This is a genomic window from Roseateles sp. (assembly GCF_036486225.1).
Classification (GTDB): domain Bacteria; phylum Pseudomonadota; class Gammaproteobacteria; order Burkholderiales; family Burkholderiaceae_C; genus Roseateles.
In genome coordinates this window covers 1-6,209 of the sequence record NZ_DASVNZ010000219.1, presented here as the reverse complement: position 1 = coordinate 6,209, position 6,209 = coordinate 1, and the positions used below count along the sequence as shown (strand labels likewise).

General features: G+C 67.8%; 5 protein-coding genes. 2 read left to right on the top strand and 3 right to left on the bottom strand.

What is annotated here, in order from left to right:
- Positions 1-286: 286 nt before the first annotated feature.
- Positions 287-1,723, bottom strand: coding sequence for a peptide MFS transporter (locus VF536_RS15140; protein ID WP_331615697.1), 1,437 nt, complete (start codon positions 1,721-1,723; stop codon positions 287-289).
- A 125-nt stretch (positions 1,724-1,848) separates the two neighbouring features.
- On the opposite strand from VF536_RS15140, the gene VF536_RS15135 reads away from it, so the two are divergent.
- The gene (locus VF536_RS15135; protein ID WP_331615696.1) at positions 1,849-3,000 is read left to right on the top strand and encodes an FAD-binding oxidoreductase; all 1,152 of its coding nucleotides are present in this window, start codon (positions 1,849-1,851) and stop codon (positions 2,998-3,000) included.
- A 40-nt stretch (positions 3,001-3,040) separates the two neighbouring features.
- Positions 3,041-4,030 carry a dipeptide epimerase gene (locus VF536_RS15130; protein ID WP_331615695.1) on the top strand — a complete coding sequence of 330 codons (990 nt, stop codon included), beginning with the start codon at positions 3,041-3,043 and terminating at the stop codon, positions 4,028-4,030.
- Between the two features lie 166 nt (positions 4,031-4,196).
- Here VF536_RS15130 and VF536_RS15125 read toward each other — a convergent pair whose 3' ends face one another.
- Complete coding sequence (locus VF536_RS15125) at positions 4,197-5,174, bottom strand: Abi family protein (RefSeq protein WP_331615694.1); 978 nt, start codon at positions 5,172-5,174, stop codon at positions 4,197-4,199.
- 297 nt (positions 5,175-5,471) lie between these two features.
- Positions 5,472-5,960 carry a DUF1579 domain-containing protein gene (locus VF536_RS15120; RefSeq protein ID WP_331615693.1) on the bottom strand — a complete coding sequence of 163 codons (489 nt, stop codon included), beginning with the start codon at positions 5,958-5,960 and terminating at the stop codon, positions 5,472-5,474.
- Between the last annotated feature and the right edge of the window lie 249 nt (positions 5,961-6,209).

Below are 6,209 nucleotides of genomic sequence, written 5' to 3'. Positions count from 1 at the left end.
AGTTCAAGGGCAACACCTATCGCGTCGGCAGAGGCCTCATCGGCCAACCTGTCGCCCTACGACCTCACCCGGATATCGACGGCAGCTTCGATGTCTTCTTCTGCCACCAAAAGGTGCGCATGATTGAGCTGTGCCAGGCTGGCTAACCTGGCCCCGACCTGTTACCCATGTCCCGGCACACCTGTCACCCATGTCCTCGGTCCATACAGCAAACGGGAGAGGGAGTACGGCACTGCTCCTGCGACCCGCTCTCCCGCTTGCGAAGAAGCGTCCGGCACTGCGCTTCTTACTCCCTCTCCCGCTTGCGGGAGAGGGTAGGGGTGAGGGCCAGCGGCGCCTCGAGCCTCCTCAACATGGGACCCAGCGCGAGAAGCGCCAGTGAGGCAGCCGCGGCGAGCGCTGCGAGCAGCACGAAGAATCCTGCCGGCCCGAGCCACTCCCACGCACGTCCCACCACCCCCGACAGCAGGTTCCCCGCAAAGGCCGCGAGGAACCACGCGGCGATGACCGTCGCGCCCATGCCTGACGGCGCGAGCCGCGCGAACAGGCCCAGCCCGACCGGCAGGATGTAGAGCTCGCCGATCGTGTAGACCGCGAAGAACACCAGCAGCCACAGGCCGCTCACCGGCTTGCCATCGGACATCGCGGCCATCGCCGCCAGCAGCAGGTAGGCCGCGGCGACGCCGGCCGCGCCGATTGCCATCTTCCGGACCGGCGCGGGCTCGCGTCCCTTCACGGCGGCGTGCCGCCACGCGCGGATCAGCAGCGGCGTGAACAGGAAAACGAACAGCGGATTCAGCGACTGCACCCAGGTCACCGGGATGGCGAAGCCGAAGGCGTGCAGGTCGACGCTGGTGTCCGCCCACAGCGCCAGCGTGTTGCCGCTGTGCGCGTACGAGCTGCGGAACACCATCACCGCCAGGGCCACCAGCAGCAGCGGCACGACGATCGCCGCCGCGCCGGGCTTGCGTCGCGCGTCGCCATCGATGGATTCCTCAAGGGGCGTCGAACTCGTCGAACCCGTGGAGCCGTCAGCCCCCGTCGCATCGGGACTTGCGGCGTTGGCGGCGCGCGCTGACGTGTCGCGCGGCCGGTCCACCGGCAGATGCCGCCCGCCGAGCAGATAGATCGCCAGACCCACGCACATGCCGACGCCTGCGGCGCCGAAACCCCAGTGCCAGCCGTAGACCTCGCCCAGCGTGCCGCAGGCCAGCGGCGCGAGCAGGCCGCCGAGGTTCACGCCGACGTAGTAGACGTTGTAGGCGCCGCCGCGGCGCGGGTCGTCCTCGGCGTAGAGGTCGCCGACCTGGCTCGGCAGGTTGGGCAGGAAGAGGCCGTTGCCCAGTGCGATCAGCACGAGGCTGGGATAGAACATCGCTTCCCAGCTGAGCGCGAAGTGCCCCACCGCCATCAGGCTGCCGCCGATCACGATCGCGAGGCGCCTGCCCAGCCACCGGTCGGCGAGGTAGCCGCCGGCGATCGGCGTCAGGAACACGCCGCCGGTGTACAGCCCGTAGATCAGCGAGGCGTCGGCCTGCGTGAAATGCAGCTGCTTGGTCATGTAATAGACCAGCAGCGCGCTCATCCCGTAGAAGGAGAAGCGCTCCCACATCTCGGTCAGGAACAGCACGGTGAGCCCGCGCGGCTGGCCGAACCAGGTGGCGCGCGCGCTCATCGCGGAGCGGTCGGCGGCGGGGTCGGGGACGGTGCTGGTGGGGGTCATGGTGGCGCTCATCGTCGCGGGCCTCCGGAAGCAGTTCTGCGGGTCTTCCCGTGACAAAACCAGGTTGTGCATCGAGTTGTCCGGATGGTAGAGTTATTTTCCAATTTGGAAAGTAGCTAAAAACCATGAGTGAGACGAGCGCCCGCAGCGTGGATTGCCTGGTGATCGGGGCCGGCATCGCCGGGGCGTCGATCGCGGCGAACCTGGCGCCGCACATGACGGTGGCCGTGCTCGAAGCGGAGGCGCATGCGGGGTACCACACCACCGGGCGCTCCGCGGCGCTGTACTCGGCGCTCTACGGGAATGCGCCGGTGCGCGCGCTGACGCGGGCGAGCCGGTCCTTCTTCGATCAACCGCCGGCGGGCTTCACCGACGTCCCGCTGCTGCGGGCGCGGGACACGCTCTACCTGATCGGCGCCGGGCAGCAGGCCGTCGCCGACCGGTTCGCCGCCGACGAGGACGTGCGTACGCACACGCGCCGCCTGGACGCGGACGAGGTGATCCGGCGCCTGGCGATCCTGCAGCGCGACCGGATCGAGGGGGCGCTGCTCGACGACACGTCGGCGGACATCGATGTCGATGCGCTGCATCAGGGCTTCCTGCGGCAGGCGCGCGCCGGCGGCGTCCGCCTGCACCTCGGATCGCCGCTGCGCGAGTTGGTGCGCGAGAAGCAGGGCTGGCTGGCCCGCACCGACAGCTTCAGCGTGCGCGCGCCACTGGTGATCAACGCGGCCGGCGCGTGGGCGGATGCGGTGGCCCACATGGCCGGCGTCGCGCCTCTGGCGCTGCAGCCGCTGCGGCGGACGGCCGCGTTGATCGACGTGCCGGCGGGCGTCGCCGCCGCCGAGGCGGCCGACTGGCCGGCGGTCATCGCGATCGACGAGAGCCACTACTTCAAGCCGGACGCGGGCCTCCTGCTGATCTCCCCCGCGGACGAGACGCCCAGTCCGCCTTGCGACGCGCAGCCCGAGGAACTGGACGTGGCGATCGCGGTCGACCGCTTCGAGACGCTGAGCGGACAACGCGTTGCACGCGTGCGTCATCGCTGGGCGGGGCTGCGAGTGTTCAGTCCGGACCGCACGCCGGTGGTCGGGTTCGACCCGACGGCACCCGGCTTTTTCTGGTGTGCGGGGCAGGGCGGTTACGGCATCCAGACCGCGCCCGCGCTGGCCCGTGCGGCGGCTGCGCTCGCGCTCGGCGAGCAATTGCCCGAAGACATCGCGGCTGCCGGCGTCCATGCCCCAGACCTCTCTCCCCGGCGTTTCCGCAACGCCTGACTTCGCAACGCCTGACCCTCCCCGTCGAGCTCCTCACCTCATGCCCCGTCTTCAACTGTCCACCCATGTCGAGCAGCTCGTGCTGCGCGAGCCCTTTGTCATCTCCGGCTATCGCTTCACCGAAATGCCCGCCATGCGCGTCGTCCTGCGCGACGGTCTGTACGAAGGGCGCGGCGAAGCGGCCGGCGTCTACTACCTGAACGATCGCCCAGCGGACATGCCGGTGCAGCTGGAGGCGGTGCGCGAGGCCATCGAGGGCGGCATCGGCCGCCAGGCGCTGCGTCACCTGTTGCCGCCGGGCGGCGCGCGCAACGCGGTCGATTGCGCGTTGTGGGAACTCGAAGCCCGGCGCACCGGCCGATCCGTCTGGCAGATGGCGGGGCTCACCGAGCCGCGCCCGCTGACCACGACGATCACGCTGGGCGCCGACGAGCCCGGCGCGATGGCGACCAGGGCGCTCGCGCTGCGCGACATGCGGGCGCTCAAGCTGAAGCTCACCGGCGACACGGATGCCGACATCGCGCGGGTGCGTGCGGTGCGCGGCGCGCGGCCGGACGTGTGGCTGAGCGTCGACGCCAACCAGGGCTTCACGCCGGCCACGATCGAGCCGCTGCTGCCGGTGCTGGTCGCCTGCGACGTCAGCCTCGTCGAGCAGCCCTTCGCGCGCGGTCGGGAAGCCGACATGGCGCTCGTCGACTTCCCGATGCCGACGGCGGCGGACGAAAGCTGCCTGACGCTCGACGAACTCGAGGCGCTGCCGGGGCGCTTCGACGTCCTCAACATCAAGCTCGACAAATGCGGCGGGCTGACAGAAGGGCTGCTGATGGCGCACCGCGCGCGGGTGCTCAAGCTCGGCGTGATGGTCGGCAACATGGGCGGCACCAGCCTGGCGATGGCGCCGGCGATGCTGGTCGGCCAGCTGTGCGACATCGTCGACCTCGACGGGCCGACGATCCTGGTCCAGGATGTCGAGCCAGGTGTGAGGTACGGCGAGGGGAAGGTGGACTGTCCTGTGGCGGTGTGGGGATAGCGGTTACACTACACAGGTAGGCGCTTGGAATACAGGTTGGCTGCATCCCTCCTCGGACGGACGCCAAACTCCAAGACGCAAAAGAGGGAACTGGCCGCGCAAGCGGCCTTTTTCCTTTGTGCGGTGCGTTGCTGCTTTTGCGTAAAAGCCTGCGGACGCAAGTTGACTACGGAGCATGGCTCGTCCAGTAGCCGATCGTGGCCGCACCTCGCTTGAGCGCCACCGGCTGACGATGGCGTGATGCGTACCTGAGGATCTTCGCCAAGCGGCGATCTCCCAGAAAGAAGTCAAGCTGGACCTCGCCGAAGGGTCGCCGTCGGCGGTAGTGCGCTACGGCGTCATGGCTTAACAGCACTCGGCAACGTGCATCCGTCTCGCCTCCACGGTAAGCGGTCGCCACGTCGGGGGACAGCCACTTGAGCAGCTCCACCATGCGGTCGTAGTAAAGGCGCAGCCGGTCGACGGCATCTGCGGGCGTGGCGGGCGCTCCGGCGACGATGGCCGGTGTGACGCCCGATCGAGCGCGAGCTTCTTCCATCAGGGGCCCCAGCTTCCAGATCGGCTCGTGATGCGCGATGCGATTGCGTATCTCGTTGCATAGATCCAGTCGGGAGAAGAGTGCATCGCGCTCGGCCCGTTTCCACTGTGCGGGTTGGCGCATGCGGTGACCGGGCACGACCTCCACGAGGATCTCGCCCCACTTGAGCGCGAGCCCGCTGCTATCGGAGGTCACGTCCAACAAGTGAGGCCAGAAACCGAACGACAGCTTCGAGACCACGTCGTCCGGAGAAGGCATGGGATTGCGCGGTAGCCATGTCCCGTGGCGCTTCTTGTGAGTGAGCTTCTTGACTTTCTCCCGCGAGTCGGGGTTCAAGTGAAGGTGGTTGAACCAGTCTTTCCCGCCGCTCGGGCCGACGGCACCGAAGCGACTTCCCAGGGCCTTGTGAAACTGGTTCCGGAGAACTATTTCCAGGAGCGACATTGCTCGGAATAGCGATCCGCTGACGTCATCGTTCCACTGATACAGACCAAGCGTTTCGCCATCGTCCACAGGATTGAAGAACGTCCGGTAGTTGCTCAGTCGAGCATGCGAGATTGCTTTGACGAGGGGGCCGACAAAGGCCGAGCCGGTAGGCAGGATCATCGAATGTTCTGGAGCCAGTGAACCTGGGCCCGGTTTGAGCCCCGCGTGGACGCGTCGGGTCCACCTCTGTCCCAGTCTAGACAGCCAGCGTCCAGGGTGTCACTCCGTCTTGGCGTCGATGGCGAAAGATGTCCACGACAAGCGTCAGCCTGATCGCTCAAGGCATCCAATTTGACTAAATCGATGTGTCGAACGAAGGGTTGGTGCTATGCGGCGAAGACCTTTGGCGGAGTTGACGAACTCGTCGTTGACCTTTCCGATCGCAACGCATGCCGGAGCGGAATCTGGTCATCCGAATCAAGCGGCCACCCGCGTGAACCGCATCATCCAGTTCGTCTCCCACGTCGTCCCGCCGTCCGCGGAGAACGCCTGCTCCCAGCGAGGTTCGGCCAGGTCACGCTTGTCCCAGGTGAAGCGGACCTTGATGTCTCGGCCGTCCAGCACGTCGTCGGCGTAGAACAGCCCGATCGGGCCGTCGAAGCGGCCCTTGACCGGCACGTCCAGCGCATGCGGCGCGCGGCTGTCCAGCCACCAGATCGCCCACAGGCCGCTCTTCGGATCGAAGGAGCGCAGCGCCACTGCGCGGTAGCGACCTTCCGGAAGATCCAGCTCGTTGTCCTCGATGTTGCCCAGGCCGCCGAGGATCGGTCGCGTGGTGCAGCGGCCCTCGAAAGTGGTCCAGTCCTCGCAGCCGCTCAGGCGACTGTTGAGCCGGCGGTGATGGATGGCGAAGGAGCCGAATTCGAAGTCGAAGTCATCGGCGCCTGAAGGGAAGGGCGTGTGCATGGGTGGCCTCGGGTCGGGTGGTCGACCTGGGCAGTTTCCGCGCGCGGCTGTCCAGTTCTGGCAGCAGCGCGAGCGCCGGGCGGCGGCATCCGGCCCGGCGCGAGGCCCGTCCGTTCAGGGCCGGTGCGAGATTGCGAAGTCGAGCGCCGCGCGCACGGCCACGACCTGCGCCTCGACGCATTCCTCCGGGTTCGTGCGCGGACTGTCGGGATAGACCTCGGTGGTCGTCGTGAACGGCGCCCGCGTGAC

What these genes read in the sequence shown, in the direction of transcription:
- VF536_RS15125 (WP_331615694.1), bottom strand. Translation starts at nt 5,174, where the DNA reads ATGATCCTGCCTACCGGCTCGGCCTTTGTCGGCCCCCTCGTCAAAGCA.
- VF536_RS15130 (WP_331615695.1), top strand. Translation starts at nt 3,041, where the DNA reads ATGCCCCGTCTTCAACTGTCCACCCATGTCGAGCAGCTCGTGCTGCGC.
- VF536_RS15135 (WP_331615696.1), top strand. Translation starts at nt 1,849, where the DNA reads ATGAGTGAGACGAGCGCCCGCAGCGTGGATTGCCTGGTGATCGGGGCC.
- VF536_RS15140 (WP_331615697.1), bottom strand. Translation starts at nt 1,723, where the DNA reads ATGACCCCCACCAGCACCGTCCCCGACCCCGCCGCCGACCGCTCCGCG.
- VF536_RS15120 (WP_331615693.1), bottom strand. Translation starts at nt 5,960, where the DNA reads ATGCACACGCCCTTCCCTTCAGGCGCCGATGACTTCGACTTCGAATTC.